This is a genomic window from Streptococcus pseudopneumoniae (assembly GCF_001072375.1).
GTDB classification, from domain to species: Bacteria; Bacillota; Bacilli; order Lactobacillales; family Streptococcaceae; genus Streptococcus; species Streptococcus pseudopneumoniae_L.
Window position 1 is genome coordinate 1 of the sequence record NZ_JVKV01000066.1, and the last position, 21338, is coordinate 21338.

The following is a 21338-nucleotide window of genomic DNA, read 5'->3' on the forward strand; positions in this document are numbered from 1 at the left end:
GAAAAATAATGAAAAAACTAAATGTTTTTCATATAGTTTTCATTGTTTTAATAGTTTAAAGTCAATCTTATTTTTCTCTAATAGAAAATAATGAAAAAGTAGGTTTAGAAAGAGGTAAGTATCTATGTCTTCTCATAAAAAAGTGTCACTCTCTGAGATTAATCAATCTATCGATACTCCAAATAACAATCATTTCTGGCAAAATTTAAAGGCCTTTTTAGGTCCGGGTGCTCTTGTCGCAGTTGGTTATATGGATCCAGGAAACTGGATTACCAGTGTAGTCGGTGGTGCTTCCTATAAGTATAGTCTCTTGTTTGTTATCTTGATTTCATCTCTCATTGCCATGCAACTTCAGCAGATGGCAGGAAAGCTTGGTATTGTAACCCAGATGGACCTGGCTCAAGCAACGGCTCATCATTCACCTAAATGGCTTCGTTATAGTCTATGGGTGATTTTAGAATTAGCCTTGATGGCGACAGATCTGGCAGAAGTTCTAGGTTCAGCGATTGCTCTCAATCTTCTCTTTAAGATTCCGATTATGATAGCAATTCTCTTGACCGTGTTGGATGTTTTTCTCTTATTGCTTCTGATGAAATTTGGCTTTAAGAAGATTGAAGCTATCGTGACAACGCTGATTTTAACGATTCTAGCAATCTTTACCTATCTAGTAGCTTTGTCACATCCAAGCTTCCAAGGAATCGTTGAAGGTTATCTACCAAATGCAACTTTATTTGAAAGTCCTATGCCTGGGCATGAAAGTCAATTAACCTTGGCGTTGGGTATCGTGGGTGCGACTGTTATGCCCCATAACCTCTATTTGCATTCTTCCTTGTCTCAGACTCGGAAAGTCAATCACAAGGACAAGAATGATGTTCGAAAAGCCGTGCGCTTTATGACTTGGGATTCAAATCTCCAGTTATCCTTGGCCTTTGTGGTTAACTCCCTTCTTTTGATATTAGGGGCGGCTCTCTTTTTCGGACATGCATCTGAGATTTCTGCTTTCTCTCAAATGTATAATGCCTTACAGGATTCAACCATTGCGGGAGCTATAGCTAGCTCAACCTTATCAACCTTGTTTGCCTTGGCCCTATTAGCCAGTGGTCAGAATTCGACCATTACAGGTACCTTGACAGGACAAATCGTTATGGAAGGTTTCTTACATATGAGATTGCCTCAGTGGTTCATTCGTTTGGCGACACGCCTCTTTGCCTTGCTACCTGTTATGATAGTAGCGGTTCTGTTCGGTCATCAAGAAAAAACCTTGGATCAGTTATTGGTTTATTCACAGGTCTTTCTTTCTATCGCTCTTCCATTTTCAATCTTCCCCTTGATTTATCTCACTTCAAAAAAATCACTGATGGGAGAATTTACCAATGCCAAATGGAATACCATTCTTGGTTATATTGTCTCCATTATCTTGACCATCCTCAATGTGAAATTGCTGTTTGATATTTTTTAAGACCTTTTAACATGAAGTAGAAAAAAATCACCCGAGAGTTAAATTCACTGGATTCCAAAAAGTTAGACAAAGAATATACAAAAGGGATTTCGTCCTGTGTAATGTACAGGGTGAAGTCCCTTTTTAGATGTTAAAAATTGTGATTTTATGATAATATAGGTATAGGATTTATATTTGTAAGTAATTTTATATCTTAGGAAATTTATTATTTTCCTCACTGTTTTTACAAAATAATAAAGCAAATTTATTGAAATAAAATATAAACTAAAATTTGAATTGGTTTCGTAGTATTCCTCTCTTAAAGTATGGGAGTATTTTACAGGAATATTAAAGTTATTTATTTTCTCATGAAATATGCAAACAGTCTACATTTTTACCAATCAAGACATTATAAAAACCATTGAAGATTTACAACAATTTAGTTTCCATAGTTTTGATAAGATAAGAGTAATAGAAGGAGGCTGAATATGAAAGAATATATTTTACATCAAGGAAGAGCTGTAGTGAAAGTACCACTTTCTAAAATTTATTATGTCACAACGCATCCAACAAAAGCTCATACTGTTCTTTTTGTAACAGCTGAAGGGAATTTTGAAGCTTCAACCTCACTATCTAAAATTGAAGAGGAAAGTTCAGAAGAGCTTATTAGATGCCATAGAAAATTTCTTGTGAATAAAGATAAAATAGCAGGATTTAATCATGAGACAAGAACGATTATGTTTTTGGATGATAGAGTATCAGACATCTCTTGTTCTAGAAGACACTTTACAATATTAAAAAATCAGTGGAAAAATATATAGGAGTGAAGTAGTGAATATTTTTATACTAGAAGATAATTTTTTACAACAGACTAGAATTGAAAGTATTGTCAAAAAAATTTTGGTGGATAATAAGATTGAGTATAGGCATTTTGAGGTTTATGGAAAACCTCAACAGCTTTTAGAGGACATTTCAGAGAGAGGAAATCACCAATTATTTTTACTTGATATTGAAATAAAAGATGATGACAAAAGAGGATTAGACGTTGCTAGAGAAATTAGAAAACTTGATTCTCAAGCAGTGATTGCTTTTGTAACATCACATTCTGAGTTTATGCCCATATCTTTTGAATATTTAGTATCAGCTATTGATTTCATTGATAAAGAATTACCTGAACCATTATTTATCAAACGAATTGAAAATGTTATTTCAAGTGTTAGTGATAAACAAGGAAGAACAGTATCTGAGGATTCTTTTGTATTTACAGGATCCAAAGCTCAAATTCAAGTCCCTTTTAAAGATTTATTATATATTGAGACATCAACAATCGCTCATAAGTTGACGCTCTATTCCAAACGTGACATAGTTGAATTCTATGGACAATTGTCAGATATTCTTAAACAGGAACCACGCTTATTTCAATGTCATAGATCGTTTATCGTAAATCCTTATAATATATCTTCAATTGATAAAGAAAATCGGATAGTTCATTTTCAGAACGGGTCCTCTTGTATTGTCTCTAGGTTAAAAATACGTTCACTCATGAAAACTGTCGAAAGCCTTCATGACTAAGGAGATTTAGATGATATTTTTTCTAGATATTATAGGAACTTTTCTAATGTTATGTATCCATGCTAGGGTTGTAGGTGAGAGATTAAACCTGAAAAAAGTAGTAATATCCATTATTCTGTTCTATCTTTCAATATTACTATTTATTGTTGTATTTGAATCAACAGAATTTTATTTTTATGGGTCATTATTGAGTTATCCCACTTTTTTTATTCTATATACTTTGTCCATTGGTGAATTAAGGAGTAAGGTTTCTTTATTACTTTTTTACTCATTATTTCCACTTGGATTTTGGGATGTCATCAAAAATTTTTTAGGTTACTTTGTAATTGCTAAAATTCCAATATTGCAAAGCCTATATGAAACTAATTTTGGAATAATGATTTTCTCTTTATTAGCTAAAATTATTGTGCTATTCCTTATTAGTATCTTTCAATATAATTTTAGTCATTTAAAAATAAAGAACCTAGATAGAAAGACAAAATTTATCTTAATTACTGCGGATATCTTAATGTTAGTTTATTTTATCTTGCCACCTTATATGAACTACATTGACAAAGTAAGCTGGGATAGAATGTTAGGTTATAAAGAATTATTGACAGCAGTTTACTTTTTATTGTTTATTTGTTTTGTTAATCTATTGGATAGAAAATTACTTCAAGAATTACAGGATAAAATCGTTTTACAAAAAGAAATTCAACTGCAAAATCTTAGTAATTATAGTCAACAAGTTGAGGGGCTGTATCAAGAAATTAGAAGCTTTAGACATGATTATGCTAATATTTTGTCAAGCTTAAAAATAGGTATCGATCAAAAAGATATTAATCTGGTTTCTCAAGTCTATGATGGTGTTTTGAAAAATTCTGGTGAAAAATTAAAAGGTAAGCGTTTTGATGTGGCACATCTAAGAAATATCAAGGATTTGGCGCTGAAGAGTTTATTATTATCTAAGTTATCGGAGGCCCAAAACTTATCTGTTCCAGTTTCTCTGGAGATTAGTGAACAGTTCTCTATAAAAAATATGGAACAAATTGACTTCTTAACAATTACTTCTATCTTGTTAGATAATGCTATAGAGTCCGCAGCAGAAGGAGGAATAGCAGTTTGTTTTCTTGAGGATACAGAATGGAATAAATTAGTCATGATTGTTAAAAATTCTACTTTAGAAAGAGAGATAGAATTGAGAGATATATTCAAGCGTGACAATTCTTCAAAAGGAGTAGGTCGGGGTATAGGTTTGGCCAATGTTCGGAGAATTTTAAAATCTTATCCAAATGTATGTTTGAAAACTACAAGTAAAAATCATGTCTTTACTCAGATTTTGGAAATAGAACTTTAAATGAGCGACCACTCTTAGGATATTCTATTGAATATTTTAAGGAGTGCCTCAAGTTTACTTGATTTGCGCTGTAGGGTGCTGTCGTAGGTGGCTATTTAGCTTCTGAATTGAGACCACCAAAATAGTTTAAAAAAGAAGAGGTTTTACTATGTCAAATGAAACTATGATTCAACTTATACTCATTGCAATTTGTTGTGTATACATTATTTTTAATACTAAGTCTGATAAAAATCCAAAGAGAGGATATCGTACAGCTTTGTACCTTTTCGTTATGGCTGGTATTATATCCTATATTATGAAATATCTAAATTGGTTAGATTTTTTCTTACTAATAACTCCGATAATGTGTCTATTTAAATTTGAAAATAAGTGGAGTTAGCAACATTTGACTCTTCATTAGGCTTGATATTAATGTATTTTAAAAAGTTTTGAGCATGTTACATAGAGGCTGGGCAAAACCCTACTTCTAACTATCAAAAAACGAGTATTCCGTAGATGGAGATACTCGTTTTCTTATGTCATGGTTTATAATTAAAATAAAATGAATGGTTACAAATCATGAAAAAATACGTTTCGTGATGAAAATCGTACATTTAAAGACTTAGTGGTAAAAATCTCTTTTGTTCTGCTATACTGAACTTGTCAAGGTTACAATCTGACAAAAAATATCTATTATATAGGAGTTATTATTCCATAATGAAAAAACAAGAGATATTAAATCATATTGATAACTTATTATTGTCTGATGAAGTTTCTCATGATGTTCAATTAAAAAAAATATTTTTGAATGGAGAAACCTCAATAAAAAATGATGAATTTGGAGCTATAGGTAGATTAAGTAATGACTTGTCTATTTATTTGATGACTCATCAATATCTGGCGCCGAAAAATGTGATAGAATTTGCTAGCTTAATTGCAAAGATACCTCATCAAGAGAGAGGTAAAGGAGCTTTCTTAAATATGCTCGCTATAACATTTTCTAATTTAAAGTAAGTTGGAGAATTTATCTATCATGTCAACTTGATGATAGCTTTTTAATATCGAGGATATTAAAAAGCTATCTCATAATGTAAAACTTACATTTAAAGATTTTGAGGAAATTAATCTTTTGCTATACTTATATTAAATTCATCAAGGTTATAATCTGACAAAAATAATAAAAATTAATATGGAGGTATTCCTCATGGAAACAAAGACACCGATTCAATTTGATGTTTTGGATACCGAAATGCTGGCTAGCATTGAGGGAGGAACAGTTAGTGTAGGGGAAGTTGCTCAGGCGACAGGAATTTGCACATTAGCAGGAGCAATGATTGGTAGTTTGGTTGCATCAGGAGCTGGAACTTGGGCTGGAGGTATTTTAGGAGCACAATATTGCACAGGTATATGGGCTATCGCTAAATCTTTATAGAAAAGGGGTTAGTTAATGGAAAGTGGGAAATTTAGGCTAATTTTAGCTCTTTTTACGTCTTTTTTATAATACGTGCGCTTGAAATAGTTCTAAATGTTACAATAAGCGAAGTTTTAGTTCTTTCTGTAGGTAGTGTGTTTTTTGAGTTGCTGATTCACTTATTTACGCATAATAAGAAGAGAGGAAACACTAGTTCTGAACTATGCTTTAATCGATACAAGCAATTTATTAAAAAGATTTCAGCACCTACTTTTTTTTCTGTTACTATTATCAATTATCTTTGTTGTTATAAATGGCTATAAGTCGTCTTCTGTATTATTTTATACTCATATATTTGTAGTATTATTCACAGTAGGATACATTATTTGCTCAAATAATATCGAATTACATATTTCAAAAAAGGAATGAGGTTACGTATGAATAAATTAAATATGCACTTTATAATAATAAATTCTTTTGAGACATAGTAGTAAAGTGATTGAGCTATAGATATGATGAGGATGGAAATATGGAGATTGTAATAATGAATATAGTTAATCATCTCTTGCTAAAGATTGAATGGATAGTAAGTAATATCTTTATAAAAATGAGCATACTTTGGATGCTTATTTGGTTTTTATACTATTTAAAGAGTGATTTAGCAATGTATTTCTTGTTTTTTGGAAACGGCTTTTTATTATTGCTAATAATTTTTCGATTTTCACTGTATCAAATTAAACTAGTAATGCAGAATGATATTAAGTAATTGTGTCTAGATCATATTTTGGGGAATCATATTATAATCATTCTGGACGTTTTCAAGATCTTTTGGGATTTGTATAATAGAACTTGGTGAAGCTATTATAGGCTTTTGAATAGGAACTGAATTTTTTCTACGAAATAGAAAGTTGAGGTACAAATGAAGCATCGTTTGATAATTGCAATTAGTTTTATAATGACGGTTTTAGTCCTAAACATTTTATTAGAATCAAATACTATTATTCATAAATTTATTGCTATATTAGGTCTGACTATGTATTATAGAGGTGTTTTTAGAGAGTATAAAAATTTTAAAAATAATTCAGATTTTTAAATTTTATATTAAGTCATGTAATTTGTGTGTTATTCATGATATTGTAGGAGACATTCCATATAGGATTGTAATTATCATTTGAATGTTTTCAGATAATATTATTTGTAGGAATGATTATCTATATACGAAATCGAATTGGAACTCTCGGAATTTCAAAATGAATATAGAATCTGTAGTAAAATGTGTTGTATCAGAAATGGCTGTGATAATAGCAGTATGTTATAGTAATGAAGGAGTATCGAAATGAATCAACAATTTAGAAATCAATGTTTAGATGCAATTGTAGAATTTGAAACTAGCTTTAAAGAAATGAACTTACCTCAACAACAATATTTCCAAGCTTATAGTCTAGTTAGTAAAATAGTATCCGAAATGAAATTAGATGGTGTTGCATTTGCTCAATCTTTCAGATATTTTTATGAATTCTTTAGTCGCGAATTATTTCCAGGGGGAATTGTTTTATCTGAACAAGCTCGTAAAGATTTTAGTAGAGTATCAGACTTGGCAAATTCTGCGGAACTATTAAGAACAATCCATAGTCCTATTAAAATATTTTGGTAAATAGAGAATGTATTATAATGACATGAATTGCAGCTTGATTTTAAATTAGCTATTTACTAAACGTTTCAAAGTTAGATGATGATCATAAAAAACGCATAATATCAAGTGTTCACAAACATTGATACTATGCGTTTTTTAATGCAGAGATTTACTGGATTATTTCCTTGTGGTGAGTTTTAGTCAAGTATCTTTTTCAATCCTAATCTTAAATAAAAAATCTATTATAAAAAGCTGCATCAAGATGCAGCTACACTATAGCAACGGAAGACATGGGATTCGAACCCACGCACGCTTTCACACGCCTACCGCGTTTCCAACACGGCCTCTTAAGCCTCTTGAGTAATCTTCCAATACTTACTAAAATAGTTTATCATAAAGGGATTTATCTTGCAAATAAAATTCAAACAATTGGCAAAATGATAGAAAATGAAAGAAAGTGATAAAAAGTGCTTGACTTTGATTTTTTTTGTGGTAGAATGATTATTGTAATCGTTAACAGGAGGTGAGTAAGTGCTAAAAACCGAGAGAAAAAAATTGATTTTAGAGGAGCTGAGCAAACATAAAGTCATTTCTCTAGAGAAATTAGTAGGTTTGTTAGACACGTCAGAATCAACGGTTAGACGAGATTTAGATGAATTGGAATCGGAAAATAAACTTCGCCGAGTTCATGGAGGAGCAGAGTTGCCTCACTCCTTGCAAGAAGAAACCATTCAAGAGAAATCTGTCAAAAACCTTCAAGAGAAAAAATTGATTGCGCAAAAAGCAGCTTCCCTCATCAAAGAAAAAGATGTTATCTTTGTGGATGCAGGAAGTACAACAGCCTTTCTCATTAAGGAATTGGAGCGAAAAGACATTACTGTTGTGACTAACTCCATTCACCATGCAGTACAATTAGTGGATAAGCAAATTCCAACTGTGATTATCGGTGGTGGGGTTAAGATGACGACTGATGCCAGCATCGGTGGTGTCGCGCTTAATCAGATTAACCAATTACACTTTGATCGTGCCTTTATCGGAATGAACGGTGTAGATGAAGGTTATTATACAACTCCAGATATGGAGGAGGGAGCTGTTAAGCGAGCTATCTTAGAAAATGCCAAACAAACTTATGTTTTGGCGGATTCATCCAAGATAGGTCAGTCTTGTTTCGCTAAGGTTGCGCCTATAAAAAGAGCTATTGTCATTACAAGCAAGGGTCACGAACTCTTGCCAGCTATCAAAGAAAAAACGGAGGTTATCGAAGTATGATTTATACAGTCACGCTAAATCCATCTATTGACTACATTGTTCGTCTGGATAAAGTGGAAGTTGGTAGTGTTAATCGTATGGATAGTGATGATAAGTTTGCTGGTGGTAAGGGAATCAATGTTAGCCGTGTCTTGAAACGCTTGGATATTCCAAATACAGCGACTGGATTTATCGGAGGTTTTACTGGTAAATTTATCACAGATACTTTAGCTGAAGAGCAAATTGAAACACGATTTGTCCAAGTGGCAGAAGATACGCGTATCAACGTCAAGATTAAAGCGGATCAAGAAACTGAAATCAACGGAACTGGTCCTACTGTTGAAGCAGATCAACTGGAGGAGTTGAAAGCTATCCTTTCAAGTCTAACAGCAGAGGATACAGTTGTATTTGCGGGATCGAGTGCTAAAAACTTAGGCAATGTTATCTATAAGGATTTGATTGCCTTGACCCGTCAGACGGGCGCACAAGTTGTGTGTGATTTTGAAGGTCAGACTTTGATTGATAGTTTGGATTATCAACCACTTTTGGTCAAACCAAACAATCATGAACTTGGAGCTATCTTTGGAGTCAAGCTCGAAAGTTTAGATGAGATTGAAAAATACGCTCGAGAATTGTTGGCTAAAGGTGCTCAAAACGTTATTATCTCTATGGCTGGAGATGGAGCCCTTCTGGTAACATCAGATGGAGCCTACTTTGCTAAACCAATCAAGGGAACAGTGAAAAACTCAGTTGGTGCTGGTGACTCTATGGTTGCTGGATTTACTGGTGAGTTTGTCAAATCAAAAGACGCAGTAGAAGCCTTCAAATGGGGTGTGGCTTGTGGAACAGCAACTACCTTCTCTGATGACTTGGCAACTGCAGCATTTATTAAAGAAACTTATGAAAAAGTTGAGGTAGAAAAAAGATGAAAATTCAGGATTTATTGAGAAAAGATGTCATGTTGCTTGATTTGCAAGCAACTGAAAAAACAGCAGCTATCGAAGAAATGATTCATAGCTTGGTAGAACACGGATACGTGACAGATTTTGAAACTTTTAAAGAAGGAATCTTAGCGCGTGAAGCTTTGACTTCTACAGGCTTGGGTGATGGTATCGCTATGCCACACAGCAAAAATGCTGCTGTAAAGGAGGCAACTGTTCTCTTTGCTAAGTCAAACAAGGGTGTTGACTACGAAAGTTTAGATGGACAACCAACTGACCTCTTCTTTATGATTGCTGCTCCAGAAGGTGCCAATGATACTCACTTGGCTGCCTTGGCAGAATTGTCTCAATACTTGATGAAAGACGGTTTTGCTGACAAACTTCGTCAAGTAACATCAGCTGACCAAGTTATTGAACTCTTTGATCAAGCATCAGAGAAAACTGAGGAACCAGTTCAGGCTCCTGCAAATGGTTCTGATGACTTTATCGTTGCTGTAACTGCTTGTACAACAGGAATTGCCCACACTTATATGGCTCAAGAAGCTCTTCAAAAAGTGGCTGCTGAAATGGGTGTTGGTATCAAGGTTGAAACTAATGGTGCCAGCGGTGTAGGTAACCAATTGACAGCAGAAGATATCCGTAAGGCTAAAGCTGTAATTATCGCTGCAGATAAAGCAGTTGAGATGGATCGTTTTGATGGTAAACCATTGGTAAATCGTCCAGTTGCAGATGGTATCCGTAAAACTGAAGAGTTGATTAACTTGGCTCTTTCTGGGAATGCTGAAGTTTATCATGCTGCTAATGGAGCACAAGCTTCAACAGCATCTAACGAAAAACAAAGTGTCGGTGGTGCTTTCTACAAACACTTGATGAGTGGTGTATCTCAAATGTTGCCATTCGTTATCGGTGGTGGTATCATGATTGCCCTAGCCTTCTTGATTGATGGTGCTATGGGTGTGCCAAATGATAGCCTTGGAAATCTTGGTTCTTACCATGAACTCGCTTCTATGTTCATGAAAATCGGTGGCGCAGCCTTTGGTTTGATGTTGCCAGTGTTTGCTGGATATGTTGCTTACTCAATCGCTGAAAAACCAGGTTTGGTAGCAGGTTTCGTAGCTGGAGCTATTGCCAAAGAAGGTTTTGCTTTTGGTAAAATCCCTTATGCTCAAGGTGGTGAAGCAACTTCAGCTCTTGCAGGTGTATCATCAGGTTTCCTAGGAGCCCTTGTTGGTGGATTTATCGCTGGTGCCTTGGTACTTTTGGTTAAGAAATACGTGAAGGTTCCTCGCTCACTTGAAGGTGCTAAATCAATCCTTCTCTTGCCACTTTTTGGAACAATCTTGACAGGATTTGTTATGCTGGCTGTGAACATCCCTATGGCTGCTATCAACACCGGTATGAACAACTTCCTTGGTGGTCTTGAAGGTGGTTCGGCTGTCCTTCTAGGAGTCGTTCTTGGAGGAATGATGGCTGTCGATATGGGTGGACCTGTCAATAAAGCAGCTTATGTCTTTGGTACTGGTACTCTTGCAGCAACAGTGTCAACAGGTGGTTCAGTAGCTATGGCAGCAGTTATGGCTGGAGGAATGGTTCCACCACTTGCAATCTTTGTCGCAACTCTTCTCTTCAAAGATAAATTCACCAAGGAAGAACGCAACTCTGGTTTGACTAACATTGTTATGGGCTTGTCATTCATCACTGAAGGTGCGATTCCGTTTGGTGCAGCTGACCCAGCTCGTGCTATCCCAAGCTTTATCCTTGGTTCAGCAGTAGCAGGTGGACTTGTTGGTCTTGTAGGAATCAAACTGATGGCGCCTCACGGAGGAATCTTCGTTATCGCTCTTACAACAAATGCCCTTCTTTACCTTGTCTTTGTCTTGGTAGGAGCACTTGTTAGTGGTGTAGTTTATGGTTACCTTCGTAAACCATTAGAAAAATAATCACAAATAGATTCAAATGACTGAACACGAAAGTGGGCAGTCATTTTTTTGATTGTTCTAGATGTTTCTGAAATATGGTATAATAGAAGCATGGCAAACAAAAATACAAGTAAAACAAGACGGAGACCGTCAAAAGCTGAATTAGAAAGAAAGCAAGCTATCCAACGGATGTTAATTTCCTTAGTCATAGCTTTTTGCTTAATGTTCGCTGCTCTGAGATTAGGAGCAGTGGGTCTCACCCTCTATAATCTCATTCGTCTATTAGTAGGAAGTCTGGCCTATCTGGTCATTTTTGTCGTCCTAGTCTATCTTTTTCTCTTCAAATGGATTCGGAAGCAAGAAGGTCTGATCTCAGGTTTTCTTTGCATTTTTTCAGGCTTATTGCTGATTTTTGAAGCTTATCTTGTATGGAAATATGGCTTAGAGCAGTCTGTCTTTAAGGGAACTTTAGCCCAAGTTTTGACAGATTTGACAGGCTTTCGTGTGACTAGCTTTGCTGGAGGAGGGCTGCTAGGTGTTGCTCTCTACATTCCAGTAGCTTTTCTCTTTTCAAATATTGGTACTTACTTTATCGGAGCCATCTTAATCTTGATTGGTGCTCTTCTAGTCAGTCCCTGGTCTGTCTATGACGTTGCTGATTTTCTTGGAGCACGTTTTTCGCTTTGGATGGAGCGACGCGAGCTGAAGAAACAAGAACGCTTCATCAAACGGGAAGAGGAAAAAGCGCGTAAGGAAGCAGAGGAGCAGGAAAAACTAGAAAAAGAACAAGCAGAGCAAACCTTGTTGGACATACCTCCTGTTGATATGGAAACTGGCGAGATTTTAGAAGCTCCCCCTGTTCACTTTGATGATTTACCACCCCTTCCAGAGGAAGAATGGATAGAACCTGAAATTATTCTCCCGCAAGCAGACTATGAAGTTCCTAGCGAAGTTGATATTCCAGAGGAAGCTGAGTTCTTAGATGATGAGGATGTTGAGGTAGATTTTTCTGCTAAAAAAGCTTTAGAGTACAAACTCCCCAGCTTGCAACTCTTTGCACCCGATAAACCAAAAGATCAGTCAAAAGAAAAGAAAATCGTTCGAGAAAATATCAAAATTTTGGAAGAAACCTTTGCGAGTTTCGGTATCAAGGTAACGGTTGAACGTGCTGAAATCGGTCCATCAGTTACCAAGTACGAAGTAAAGCCAGCTGTTGGTGTGCGGGTCAATCGCATTTCCAATCTAGCAGATGACTTGGCTCTGGCCTTGGCTGCGAAAGATGTCCGTATCGAAGCTCCAATTCCAGGGAAATCCTTGGTCGGGATTGAAGTGCCTAACTCTGAAATTGCGACCGTATCTTTCCGAGAACTCTGGGAACAATCGCAAACTAAACCTGAAAATCTGCTAGAAATTCCCCTTGGCAAAGCCGTCAATGGTACAGCTCGCAGTTTCGACCTGGCTAAAATGCCTCACTTACTTGTGGCTGGTTCGACAGGTTCTGGTAAATCTGTTGCAGTCAATGGTATCATTGCAAGTATTCTCATGAAGGCACGTCCAGACCAAGTCAAGTTTATGATGGTGGATCCGAAGATGGTTGAGTTGTCAGTCTATAATGATATTCCTCACCTCTTGATTCCGGTCGTGACTAACCCTCGTAAGGCCAGCAAGGCCCTTCAAAAAGTCGTAGATGAGATGGAAAACCGTTATGAACTCTTTGCCAAAATTGGGGTTCGTAATATTGCTGGTTTCAATGCTAAAGTTGAGGAATTCAATGCCCAGTCTGAATACAAGCAAGTACCTCTACCTTTAATTGTCGTGATTGTTGATGAGTTAGCTGACCTCATGATGGTGGCTAGCAAGGAAGTAGAAGATGCCATTATCCGTCTAGGACAGAAGGCGCGTGCAGCTGGTATTCATATGATCCTCGCGACCCAGCGTCCGTCGGTGGATGTTATTTCTGGTTTGATTAAGGCCAATGTACCGTCTCGTGTAGCCTTTGCTGTATCTTCTGGAACGGATTCACGTACGATTTTGGATGAAAATGGCGCGGAGAAATTGCTTGGTCGAGGGGATATGCTCTTCAAACCAATCGATGAAAATCACCCTGTACGCTTGCAAGGCTCCTTTATCTCGGATGATGATGTGGAACGTATTGTTAGCTTTATCAAGGCTCAAGCAGATGCCGATTATGATGAAAGCTTTGATCCCGGAGAGGTTTCTGAGACAGAAGGTGAGTCTGGCACAGGAGATGAAGGTGGAGATCCGCTATTTGAAGAAGCTAAGGCTCTGGTCATTGAAACTCAAAAAGCGAGCGCATCCATGATTCAACGTAGATTATCAGTTGGTTTTAACCGAGCAACTCGCTTGATGGAAGAATTAGAGATGGCTGGGGTTATTGGTCCAGCAGAAGGAACGAAGCCACGAAAGGTTTTACAACAATAAAAAACGTAAAAATAGTATAAAAATGCATGGAAACTTTATTGAAAAGTTAGTCAAAAATGGTCTAACTTTTACGATGAAGTTTCCTTTTTTATAGCGATTTCTTTAGAAATAAGGCCATCTGAAAATCGTTTCAGACTTGCCTAATAATCGGATTTTACTTTTACTAGTTTTACCTATTAAACTATTGATTTTTTAAACTGTTTTTGATATATTAAATTGGTATAGAAAAAATTATATGTTTATCCAGTAGTGTTTAAAAATTGAGGAGGATATTTTTTAAAAATAAAATGCAAACGCTTACCTGGTAAACTGAAAGGAACAAAAAACCGATGGATAAAGGATTATTTGAAAAACGTTGCAAATATAGTATTCGGAAATTTTCATTAGGGGTTGCTTCTGTTATGATTGGTGCAGCTTTCTTTGGAACTAGCACTGTTCTCGCAGATTCTGCACAAACAGGTTCAACAGCGACCATGCCAGCTGATTTGGCGACAGCTCTTGCCAATGCTAAAGAGGATGATGGGCATGACTTTGAAGCACCAAAACCTGGTGAAGACCAAGGTTCTCCTGAAGTAACTGAAGGACCAAAGACTGAAGAAGAATTGCTGGCAAAAGAAAAAGAAACTGCAACTGCAACAAGCTCAGCAGCTTCAGATACTCTTCCTGAAGAACTACGTGGAAAACTTGATAAGGCTGAAGAAAATGGCCGCACTGCCTCAAAAGAAGAACTAGAAAAAGAAGATAAAAGCTTAGTTCCAGAAGAAGTAGCTAAAACAAAAAATGGGGTATTAAACTACGGTGCAACTGTCGAAATTAAAAGCTCTGCTGGGCTCGGTAGTGGTATTGTTATCGGGGAAAATCTCGTTTTGTCTGTTTCTCATAACTTTATCAAAGATGTTCCAGATGGCAATAATCGTAAGGTAGCTGATAATGTTGAAAGTGATGACGATGTTTATACAATTTCTTACCAAGGCGCTCCAGACGTCAAATTCAGTAAAAATGATGTAAAACACTGGGACCGTGAAGGATTCCTCAAAGGATATAAAAATGACTTGGCAATCGTTAAGCTTCGTACACCTCTTGCAAATGCACCAGTTGAAGTGACTGACAAGCCTGCAACAACTAAGGTAGGAGATAAGGTTCACGTATTTGGATATCCAAAAGGAGAACTTGATCCAATTTTGAATACAACTGTTGAGGATATTAATAATCACGGAGAAGGTGTTCGTGGCATTAGCTATCAAGGAAGTGAACCAGGTGCTAGTGGTGGCGGTATTTTCGATGAAAATGGGAAATTGATTGGTATTCACCAAAATGGTGTATCTGGTAAACGTAGTGGAGGTATTCTCTTCTCACCTGCTCAGCTAGAGTGGATTCAAAACTACATCAAGGGTATTGAAACAACGAAACCAGCTGGTCTAGATGCTCTCGATAAACAAGTTGAGGACAAGGAAGAAAAACCAAAAGAGGATAAACCTCAAGAAGAAAAACCAGCTGAAAACAAGCCAGCTGAAACTAAACCGGCTGAATCAAAAGAAGTGACTCCAGAATGGAAAACGGTTGAGAATAAAGACCAACAGGGAACAGTAACGATTCGTGAAGAAAATGGAGTTCGTTACAACCAACTAGCTTCAACTGCTCAAAATGACAATGGTAAAAAACCAGCCTTGTTTGAAAAAGATGGTTTGACAGTCGATGCTAATGGAAATGCTACAGTTGATTTGACCTTTAAAGAAGAATCTGAAACAGGTAAATCTCGCTTTGGTGTCTTCATGAAATTCAAAGATACTGATAACAACGTTTTTGTAGGTTATGACCAAGGCGGATGGTTCTGGGAATACAAGTCAAATGGAAGTGGACTTTGGTACCAAGGTGGACGTGTTGCAGCTCCAGTAAATGGTTCTGAGAATCACTTGACGATCAGCCTTAAATCAGATGGACAGCTCAATGCAACTAACAATGATGTCAAACTCTTTGACACAGTGACCTTGCCATCTGCAGTAAATGACAAACTCAAAGATGAGAAGAAAATTGTTCTTAAAGCTGGAACCTATAACAGTAGCGAACGAACAATTGTCAATGTCAAAACTGATGACCAAGAAGGTGTGAAAAACGATCAAGAAGCCGCTGAAAAAGAAAAGGGCGACACAGTAGATGATAGCAATGTCAAGTACGACACGATCGAATCTACAGTATTGAAAGCAGTCATTGACCAAGCCTTCCCACGTATTAAAGAATATGTCCTTAATGGCAACAAACTTCCAGGTCAAGTGCAACCAATTAATCAAGTGGTGATTAACAAGCACGCTGTGACTCCTGAAGTTACCTATAAAAAGGTCAACGCAACGACTGCCGAGTATGAAATGAAACTCCGTGATGAGGAAAACCTCATCAATGCAGATATGACCGTTCGTTTGCAAGTAGTGGACAACCAACTTCACTTTGATGTGACTAAGATTGTCAACCATAACCAAGTGACACCAGGACAAAAGATTGATGACGAACGTAAATTACTTTCTTCCATCAGCTTCCTAGGAAATGCCTTGGTATCTGTTTCTAGCGAGCAAGCAGGAGCTAAGTTTGATGGGGCAACCATGTCAAACAACACTCACGTCAGTGGTGATGACCATATCGAAGTAACAAACCCAATGAAAGAATTAGCCAAAGGCTACATGTACGGATTTGTTTCAACAGATAAACTCGCTGCTGGTGTATGGAGCAACTCACAAAATAGCTATGGTGGTGGTTCTTACGACTGGACACGTTTGACAGCTTACAAGAATACGATTGGCAATGCTAACTATGTGGAAATTCATAGCTCTGAATGGCAATGGGAAAAAGCCCACAATGGAGTTGTCTTCCCAGCATACACTCAAGAACTTCCAAGTGCAAAAGTTGTCATCACTGAAGATGCTAATGCTGACCATAAGGTTGACTGGCAAGATGGTGCCATCGCTTACCGTAGCATCATGAACAACCCTCAAGGATGGGAAAAAGTTAAAGACATTACAGCTTACCGTATCGCTATGAACTTTGGTTCACAAGCGCAAAACCCATTCCTCATGACCTTGGATGGTATCAAGAAGATCAACCTCCACACCGATGGTCTTGGTCAAGGTGTACTTCTTAAGGGATACGGAAGTGAAGGACATGACTCTGGTCACTTGAACTACGCGGACATCGGTAAACGTATCGGTGGTGTTGAAGACTTTAAGACTCTTATTGAGAAAGCTAAGAAATATGGTGCCCACCTCGGTATCCACGTTAATGCTTCAGAAACCTATCCTGAGTCTAAATACTTTAATGAAGATATTCTTCGTAAAAATGCAGATGGTAGCTATAGCTACGGCTGGAACTGGCTTGACCAAGGTATCAATATTGATGCTGGTTATGACCTCGCTCATGGGCGTCTAGCTCGTTGGGAAGAGTTGAAGAAAGAGTTGGGTGAAGGTCTAGACTTCATCTATGTCGATGTATGGGGTAACGGTCAATCAGGTGACAACGGTGCCTGGGCAACTCACGTTATTGCGAAAGAAATTAACAAACAGGGTTGGCGCTTTGCTATTGAGTGGGGCCATGGTGGTGAATATGATTCTACCTTCCAACACTGGGCAGCTGACTTGACCTATGGTGGCTATACAAATAAAGGTATTAACAGTGCCATCACTCGCTTTATCCGTAACCACCAAAAAGATTCTTGGGTTGGTGACTACAGAAGTTATGGTGGTGCAGCTGACTACCCACTTCTAGGCGGTTATAGCATGAAGGACTTTGAAGGATGGCAAGGACGAAGTGACTATAACGGTTATGTAACAAACTTGTTTGCTCATGACGTTATGACTAAGTACTTCCAACACTTCACAGTAAGCAAATGGGAAGATGGCAAACCAGTAACCATGACTGACAATGGTAGTACCTATAAATGGACTCCAGAAATGAAAGTCGAGTTGGTAGATGCTGCAAATAACAAGGTTGTTGTAACTCGTAAATCCAATGATGTCAACAGTCCACAATATCGTGAACGAATTGTTACGCTTAACGATCGTGTGATTCAAGATGGTTCAGCCTACTTGACACCTTGGAACTGGGATGCAAATGGTAATAAGCTTGAAAGTGACAAGGAAAAAATGTACTACTTCAATACTGAAGCAGGTGCAACAACTTGGACACTTCCTAGCGACTGGGCAAATGGTAAGGTTTACCTTTATAAACTAACTGACCAAGGTAAAACTGAGGAAAAAGAAGTTGCCGTGAAAGATGGTAAGATTACCCTTGACCTCACTGCAAATCAGCCATATGTTCTCTATCGTTCTAAACAAACAAATCCTGAAATGTCATGGAGTGAAGGAATGCATATCTATGACCAAGGATTTAACAGTGAATCTTTGGATCATTGGAAGATTTCTGGAGATGCTTCTAAGGCTGAAATCGTGAAGTCTCAAGGTGCCAACCAAATGCTCCGCATCCAAGGCAATAAAGAAAAAGTTAGTCTCACTCAAAAACTGACTGGCTTGAAGCCAAATACTAAATACGCAGTGTATGTCGGTGTAGACAACCGTAGTAATGCTAAAGCAAGTATTACTGTTAATACTGGTGAAAAAGAAGTAACCAACTACACCAACAAGTCACTCGCTCTCAACTATGTAAAAGCCTATGCTCACAATACTCGTCGAAGCAATGCAACAGTTGATAACACTAGTTACTTCCAAAACATGTATGCTTTCTTTACAACAGGTTCAGATGTATCAAACGTAACCTTGACCTTGAGTCGTGAAGCAGGCGATGAAGCAACTTACTTCGATGAAATCCGTACCTTTGAAAATGAATCAAATATGTACGGTGACGGTCACGATACTGCAACAGGTGTCTTCAAACAAGACTTTGAAAATGTCGGACAAGGTATCTTCCCATTTGTCATCGGTGGTATCGAAGGTGTTGAAGACAACCGTACTCACTTGTCTGAAAAACATGGTCCATACACACAACGTGATTGGAATGGCAAGAAAGTTGATGACGTTATCGAAGGAAATTGGTCACTCAAGACCAACGGTCTTGTGAGTCGTCGTAACTTGGTTTACCAAACAATTCCACAAAACTTCCGCTTTGAAGCAGGTAAGACCTACCGTATCACATTTGACTATGAAGCTGGATCAGACAGTACTTACGCATTCGTAGTCGGTAAGGGCGAATTCCAATCTGGACAAGCAAGTAATTTGGAAATGCATGAATTACCAAACTCATGGACAGATTCTAAAAAAGCGAAACGTGCTACCTTCCTTGTGACAGGTGCAGAAACTGGCGATACATGGGTAGGTATCTACTCTACAGGTAATGCAAGCAACACACGTGGAGATTCTGGTGGTAATGCTAACTTCCGTGGTTACAATGACTTCATCATGGATAGACTTCAAATTGAAGAGATTGTCTTGACTGGTAAGATGATGACAGAAAATGCTGTCAAGAACTATCTTCCAACTGTTGCTATGACCAACTACACCAAAGAAACAATGGATGCTTTGAAAGAAGCAGTCTTCAACCTCAGCCAAGCAGACGATGATATCAGTGTAGAAGAAGCTAAGTCTGAAATTGCTAAGGTCAATGCTCTTAAAGACGCTTTAGTGATGAAGAAAACAGCTCTTGTAGCAGATGACTTTGCAAGTCTTACAGCTCCTGCTCAGGCTGGTGAAGGTCTTGAAAATGCCTTTGATGGCAACATGTCAAGTCTATGGCATACATCATGGAGCGGAGGAGATGTTGGTAAACCAGCAACAATGGTCTTGAAAGAACCAACTGAAATTACAGGCTTCCGTTATGTTCCACGCGGTTCAGGTTCAAATGGTAACTTGAGAGATGTGACTCTTGTAGTAACGGATGAAACAGGTAAGGAGCATACCTTCAATGCAACTAATTGGGCTGATAATAACAAACCAAAAGATATCGACTTTGGTAAGACTATCAAAGCTAAGAAGATTGTCCTAACTGGAACAAGAACTTATGGAGATGGTGGTAATCAATATCAATCAGCTGCAGAATTGATCTTTGCTCGTCCTCAAGTTGCTGAAGCAGGTCTTGACACAAGTGCATATGAAGCAGCCTTGGCTAAAGCTCAAAAATTGACTGATAAGAGCAATCAAGAGGAGGTAGCAAGTGTTGTTGCCAGCATGAAATTTGCAACAGATAATCATCTCTTGACAAATAGAATGCTTGAGTACTTTGCAGATTATCTCGACCAATTGAAAGACCAAACACCTACTCCAACTCCAGATCCAGAACCAACTCCAGAACCTAAACCTGAAACTCCAACTTCAAGCAAGGGTGATGAAGCAGCACCAGTTGTTGACCTTCCAGAATTCACAGGTGGTGTAAATGGTGTTGAAGCCGCAATCCATGAAGTTCCAGAGTTTACTGGAGGTGTGAACGCAGCTGAAGCCGCTGTTCATGAAGTACCAGAATACAATGAAGTTGAGGGAACCGCAGGAAATGAAGTAGCTATCCACGAAGTTCCAGAATTTACTGGAGGTGTAAATGGAGCTGAAGCCGCTGTCCATGAAGTACCAGAGTATACAGGTGCGATTGGAACAGCAGGTGATCAAGCCGCACCTACTGTAGACAAACCAACTGAAGGTGTTCGTGTCTTGTCAGATAAGACTACAGGAGTTGTAGTTGCAGGACTAGCAAGAGATTTGGCTACAGATCTTAATCTTAAAGTTCAAAAAGTAACAGACCAAAGTCTACAAGGTGTGAAATTTGATGCTTATGCTCTTCATTTAGTTGATAAAGATAAGCATGAGGTTCAAGCGAAGGGTGTAGTGCTCGTTCGACTTCCAGTTTCTGGTGAAGTAGCTGGAGTATATTACACTGCATCAGGTGAGGCAGTAAGCTTTACAAATGGTCAAGGTACAGTTGAGTTTACAACTAGTCAGCTAGGACATTTTGCCGTAGTTTATAAACAAGTTTCTAAACCACAAACGCCATCAGTAGGAGAGCCAGGACATAAACCACAAACTCCATTAACTGAGGAACCTGGAAGTCAAGTACAGACTCCATCAACAGAGAAACTGGATCATAAACCACAGGATGCTGCAGTACAAAAACTTGATCAGAAATCAGTTGATACTGCTAAACCAGAAATGAAGGAAGTAGCAGCTAAACAAGAAGCGAAGGATAAACTTCCAGAAACTGGTACTAGCAAGTCAGAGCATCTCTTCTTCCTTGCCAGCCTCAGTCTAGCAATGTCTGCTCTATTTCTTGCAAAAAGAAAAGAAGATTAAAATACAAAAAAGTTTTCATTAAAAGAGAGCTTAGACTCCACATTCATTGTCGTGGAGAAAAAGAAAACCCAGAGAGGACCCTCTAGGTCCTCTCTTTTTCTAAAGAAGAATGAGAGCGCTTACCACTTGTGAGCGTATGAAAGGAAAT

The 21338-nt window shown here is 37.7% G+C and carries 12 protein-coding genes and 1 tRNA gene; 12 read left to right on the forward strand and 1 reads right to left on the reverse strand.

The genetic code is table 11. From position 1 onward, the window contains the following. Positions 1 to 124: 124 nt before the first annotated feature. The 7 genes from ADH31_RS04965 (at position 125) to ADH31_RS10235 (ending at position 7390) form a co-directional block, all read left to right on the forward strand. Complete coding sequence (locus ADH31_RS04965) at positions 125 to 1459, forward strand: Nramp family divalent metal transporter (protein WP_049509269.1); 1335 nt, start codon at positions 125 to 127, stop codon at positions 1457 to 1459. Between the two features lie 467 nt (positions 1460 to 1926). Next, positions 1927 to 2259, forward strand: a complete 333-nt coding sequence (locus tag ADH31_RS04970) for a LytTR family transcriptional regulator DNA-binding domain-containing protein (RefSeq protein ID WP_049509270.1) — start codon at positions 1927 to 1929, stop codon at positions 2257 to 2259. A 10-nt stretch (positions 2260 to 2269) separates the two neighbouring features. Further along, positions 2270 to 3010: a response regulator transcription factor gene (locus tag ADH31_RS04975; protein WP_049509271.1), complete on the forward strand. Its 741-nt coding sequence runs from the start codon at positions 2270 to 2272 to the stop codon at positions 3008 to 3010. A gap of 10 nt (positions 3011 to 3020) precedes the next feature. Then, on the forward strand, positions 3021 to 4346 hold the full coding sequence (locus ADH31_RS04980; protein WP_049509272.1) for a GHKL domain-containing protein: 1326 nt from the start codon (positions 3021 to 3023) through the stop codon (positions 4344 to 4346). A gap of 696 nt (positions 4347 to 5042) precedes the next feature. Continuing rightward, positions 5043 to 5339, forward strand: a complete 297-nt coding sequence (locus ADH31_RS04990) for a bacteriocin immunity protein (RefSeq protein WP_049509274.1) — start codon at positions 5043 to 5045, stop codon at positions 5337 to 5339. A 190-nt stretch (positions 5340 to 5529) separates the two neighbouring features. Beyond that, positions 5530 to 5757: a Blp family class II bacteriocin gene (locus ADH31_RS04995; protein ID WP_049509275.1), complete on the forward strand. Its 228-nt coding sequence runs from the start codon at positions 5530 to 5532 to the stop codon at positions 5755 to 5757. 1315 nt (positions 5758 to 7072) lie between these two features. Then, entirely contained in the window at positions 7073 to 7390 is a 318-nt protein-coding gene (locus ADH31_RS10235; protein WP_239682035.1) for a hypothetical protein, read from the forward strand. Between the two features lie 261 nt (positions 7391 to 7651). On the opposite strand, the gene ADH31_RS05010 is transcribed toward ADH31_RS10235, so the two are convergent. Then, positions 7652 to 7739: transfer RNA gene (locus ADH31_RS05010), tRNA-Ser, on the reverse strand. Positions 7740 to 7900: 161 nt separating this feature from the next. On the opposite strand from ADH31_RS05010, the gene ADH31_RS05015 reads away from it, so the two are divergent. The 5 genes from ADH31_RS05015 (at position 7901) to ADH31_RS05035 (ending at position 21190) form a co-directional block, all read left to right on the forward strand. Beyond that, entirely contained in the window at positions 7901 to 8638 is a 738-nt protein-coding gene (locus ADH31_RS05015) for a DeoR/GlpR family DNA-binding transcription regulator (RefSeq protein ID WP_049509277.1), read from the forward strand. Further along, positions 8635 to 9546 (forward strand): 1-phosphofructokinase, encoded by a 912-nt coding sequence (gene pfkB / locus ADH31_RS05020; protein ID WP_049509278.1) that lies wholly within the window; start codon positions 8635 to 8637, stop codon positions 9544 to 9546. The genes ADH31_RS05015 and pfkB overlap by 4 nt, the downstream gene beginning before the upstream one ends. Continuing rightward, the gene (locus tag ADH31_RS05025) at positions 9543 to 11498 is read left to right on the forward strand and encodes a PTS fructose transporter subunit IIABC (RefSeq protein WP_049509279.1); all 1956 of its coding nucleotides are present in this window, start codon (positions 9543 to 9545) and stop codon (positions 11496 to 11498) included. Before pfkB ends, ADH31_RS05025 begins: the two co-directional genes overlap by 4 nt. A gap of 90 nt (positions 11499 to 11588) precedes the next feature. Beyond that, positions 11589 to 13919 (forward strand): DNA translocase FtsK, encoded by a 2331-nt coding sequence (locus ADH31_RS05030; protein WP_075228255.1) that lies wholly within the window; start codon positions 11589 to 11591, stop codon positions 13917 to 13919. 329 nt (positions 13920 to 14248) lie between these two features. Next, complete coding sequence (locus ADH31_RS05035) at positions 14249 to 21190, forward strand: SpGH101 family endo-alpha-N-acetylgalactosaminidase (protein ID WP_080980072.1); 6942 nt, start codon at positions 14249 to 14251, stop codon at positions 21188 to 21190. Positions 21191 to 21338 lie beyond the last annotated feature (148 nt).

Excerpts from the sequence above, each read along its gene's own strand:
- ADH31_RS04965 (WP_049509269.1), top strand. The coding sequence starts at position 125 with ATGTCTTCTCATAAAAAAGTGTCACTCTCTGAGATTAATCAATCTATC.
- ADH31_RS04970 (WP_049509270.1), top strand. The coding sequence starts at position 1,927 with ATGAAAGAATATATTTTACATCAAGGAAGAGCTGTAGTGAAAGTACCA.
- ADH31_RS04980 (WP_049509272.1), top strand. The coding sequence starts at position 3,021 with ATGATATTTTTTCTAGATATTATAGGAACTTTTCTAATGTTATGTATC.
- ADH31_RS04990 (WP_049509274.1), top strand. The coding sequence starts at position 5,043 with ATGAAAAAACAAGAGATATTAAATCATATTGATAACTTATTATTGTCT.
- ADH31_RS04995 (WP_049509275.1), top strand. The coding sequence starts at position 5,530 with ATGGAAACAAAGACACCGATTCAATTTGATGTTTTGGATACCGAAATG.
- ADH31_RS10235 (WP_239682035.1), top strand. The coding sequence starts at position 7,073 with ATGAATCAACAATTTAGAAATCAATGTTTAGATGCAATTGTAGAATTT.
- pfkB (WP_049509278.1), top strand. The coding sequence starts at position 8,635 with ATGATTTATACAGTCACGCTAAATCCATCTATTGACTACATTGTTCGT.
- ADH31_RS05025 (WP_049509279.1), top strand. The coding sequence starts at position 9,543 with ATGAAAATTCAGGATTTATTGAGAAAAGATGTCATGTTGCTTGATTTG.
- ADH31_RS05030 (WP_075228255.1), top strand. The coding sequence starts at position 11,589 with ATGGCAAACAAAAATACAAGTAAAACAAGACGGAGACCGTCAAAAGCT.
- ADH31_RS05035 (WP_080980072.1), top strand. The coding sequence starts at position 14,249 with ATGGATAAAGGATTATTTGAAAAACGTTGCAAATATAGTATTCGGAAA.